Origin of the sequence: Streptomyces sp. YS-3 (genome assembly GCF_045257485.1) — a bacterium.
Lineage (GTDB): Bacteria > Actinomycetota > Actinomycetes > Streptomycetales > Streptomycetaceae > Streptomyces.
In genome coordinates this window covers 1-2,782 of record NZ_JBJHPC010000769.1, presented here as the reverse complement: position 1 = coordinate 2,782, position 2,782 = coordinate 1, and the positions used below count along the sequence as shown (strand labels likewise).

Below are 2,782 nucleotides of genomic sequence, written 5' to 3'. Positions count from 1 at the left end.
CCCCAGGAGGGTCCCCTCGTGTCCGGAACCCCGCCGCCGACCGGCGGCTTCGTCCGCCGTATCGGACTCTTCCAGGCCACCGCCATCAACATGAGCCAGATGTGCGGCATCGGCCCGTTCGTCACCATCCCGCTGATGGTCGCCGCCTTCGGCGGCCCGCAGGCCGTGCTCGGCTTCGTCGCCGGCGCGGTGCTCGCCCTCGCCGACGGGCTGATCTGGGCCGAGCTCGGCGCCTCCCTGCCCGGCTCCGGCGGCAGTTACGTCTATCTGCGCCAGGCCTTCCAGTACCGCAGCGGACGCCTGATGCCGTTCCTGTTCGTGTGGACGGCGATGCTCTTCATCCCGCTCATCATGTCCACCGGAGTGGTGGGCTTCGTCCAGTACCTCGGCTACCTGGCACCGGACCTGGGCAGTACCGGCGGCGACCTGGTCGGGCTCGGGGTGATCGCGGTGGTCGTCCTGCTGCTGTGGCGCGGCATCGAGCACATCGCGCGGATCACCACCGTCATGTGGGCCGTGATGATCGCCTCGGTGACCCTGGTCATCGTCGCCTCGGCCACCCACTTCAGCGCCGACCGCGCCTTCACCTACCCCTCGGGCGCCTTCGAGCTCACCAGCGACCACTTCTGGCTCGGCTTCGCCGCGGGTCTCACCATCGGCATCTACGACTACCTCGGCTACAACACCACCGCGTACATGGGCGCCGAGATCAAGAACCCCGGCCGCACCCTGCCGCGCTCCATCGTCTTCTCGATCCTCGGCATCATGGCGATCTACCTGCTGCTCCAGATCGGCACCCTCGGCGTCATCGACTGGCAGCGGATGACCGACCCCGGCGACATCGCCTCCACCTCGGTGGCGTCCGCCGTCCTGGAGAAGACCTGGGGCAAGGGCGCCGCCGACGTCATCACCGTCCTCATCCTCGTCACCGCCTTCGCCTCCGTCTTCACCGGACTGCTCGGCGGCTCCCGGGTGCCCTACGACGCCGCCCGCGACCGCGTCTTCTTCCGCCCCTACGCCCGGCTCCACCCCCGCCACCGCTTCCCGACCGTGGGCCTGGCCACCATGGGCGCCGTCACGGCGGTCGGCTTCCTCATCGGCCGCCACACCGACCTCGCCACCCTGATCCAGCTGCTCACCACGGTGATGGTGCTGGTGCAGGCGCTCGCCCAGATCGCCGCCGTGACCGTACTGCGCCGCCGTCAGCCCGGGCTGCGCCGCCCCTACCGGATGTGGCTCTATCCGCTGCCCGGTCTGGTCGCGCTGGTCGGCTGGCTCGTCATCTACGGATACGCCGACAAGAACTCCCCCGGCCGCCACCCCATCGAATGGTCGCTCGCCTGGGTGGCGCTGGGCTGTGTGGCGTATCTGCTGTGGGCCCGCTTCGAGAAGGTGTGGCCGTTCGGCCCGCGCGAGGTGCGCGAGGAGTATCTGGAGCACCCGGTGACGGACGAGGTCGACGCCTGACGGGCCCGGCACGTACGCGAGTTGGCCCCCGCCCTTCCCGGCGGGGGCCGGCCCGGTCCGGCCCGGTCCGAAGGCTCAAGTCCGGTTCCTCCGTGGCGACTTCGGCCAACCGCCGGACCCCGGCACCGGTGCTTCTGCGAGGATGCCGAACGCGATGAGCGATCCCTCGAAGCGGCAGCAGCCGCAGCCCGCCGAACGGCCCGTCCCGACCAGCGCCGACGTGGCCCGGCTGGCCGGGGTCTCACGCGCCACGGTGAGCTACGTCCTCAACAACACCTCCTCCGTGCGCATCAGCGAGCCCACCAGGGCCCGGGTGCGCGAGGCCGCCGAGGAGCTCGGCTATGTACCGCACGCCGCGGCCCGCAGCCTGCGCGCCGGCCGCACCCGCATCGTGCTGCTGCCCAGCGGGCACCTCCCGGCCGGCCCGCTCCACGGCCGCTTCCTGAACGAACTGCAGGGGGCGCTGCGCCGCCTGGACTACACGGTCGTGCAGTACGGCAGCCTCGGCCTGGGACCCGACGACGCGGCCCGTGCCTGGGCCGAGCTGCGCCCGGTCGCCGTCATCTCGCTCGGCGAGACCGAACTGACCGCGCGGGGCGTCGAGCTGCTGAAGCGGGCCGGGGCGCGGGCGGTGGTCACGCTCGGCCCGCAGCGCGTCGAGGGCGCGCACGCCCTGCCGATGGACCAGCGGACGATAGGACGGTGCGCGGTCGCCCATCTGCTGGAGCGCGGCCACCGCAGGATCGGCGTCGTGATGCCCGCGGAACCCGGCCTCGAACACTTCTCCCGGCCCCGCCTCGCGGGCGCCCGCAAGGCCGTCGCGGGCACCGACGCGGTGGTCGAGCCCCTGGAGCTGGCATACGAGGAGGAGGCCGCGGCCGGACTGGCCCGGCGCTGGCGGGGGCTGGGCCTGTCCGCGGTGTTCGCGTACAACGACGAATACGCGATGCTCCTGATGCGCTCCCTCCAGGACGCGGGCATAGCCGTCCCGGCGCGGACGGCGGTCGTCGGCGCCGGCAACCTGCTCCTCGGCAGGCTGCTGCGCCCCCGGCTGACCACCGTCAGCATCGACATCGTGGCGGGCCGCCACCTCGCCGAGCTGGTGGACGCGGCGGTACGCGACCCGGCGGCGGTGGGGGAGCGCCGGGACCTGATGGGGGCGAGCCTGGTGCGGCGCGACTCCACCTAGCGCGTGGTGCGAAAGTCCCGCCTGCCCCGCCGGGCGGACGGCGCTCCTTTCGCAACACGCCCCAGGGCGGAAAAACAGGGCGGAAATCCGGCCACCGGCGGAGTGGCACCCTCCCCCCGCCGCCCC

Annotated in this window: 2 protein-coding genes; both read left to right on the top strand. The window is 72.6% G+C overall.

The window, feature by feature from the left end; translation table 11 throughout:
* Positions 1 to 18: 18 nt before the first annotated feature.
* A complete protein-coding gene (locus ACJA3G_RS34525; RefSeq protein WP_406556980.1) occupies positions 19 to 1,467 on the top strand; it encodes an APC family permease in 1,449 nt (482 codons plus the stop codon).
* Between the two features lie 154 nt (positions 1,468 to 1,621).
* Complete coding sequence (locus ACJA3G_RS34520; RefSeq protein WP_406556979.1) at positions 1,622 to 2,656, top strand: LacI family DNA-binding transcriptional regulator; 1,035 nt, start codon at positions 1,622 to 1,624, stop codon at positions 2,654 to 2,656.
* The last annotated feature ends 126 nt before the right edge of the window (positions 2,657 to 2,782 follow it).

Excerpts from the sequence above, each read along its gene's own strand:
- ACJA3G_RS34520 (WP_406556979.1), top strand. The coding sequence starts at position 1,622 with ATGAGCGATCCCTCGAAGCGGCAGCAGCCGCAGCCCGCCGAACGGCCC.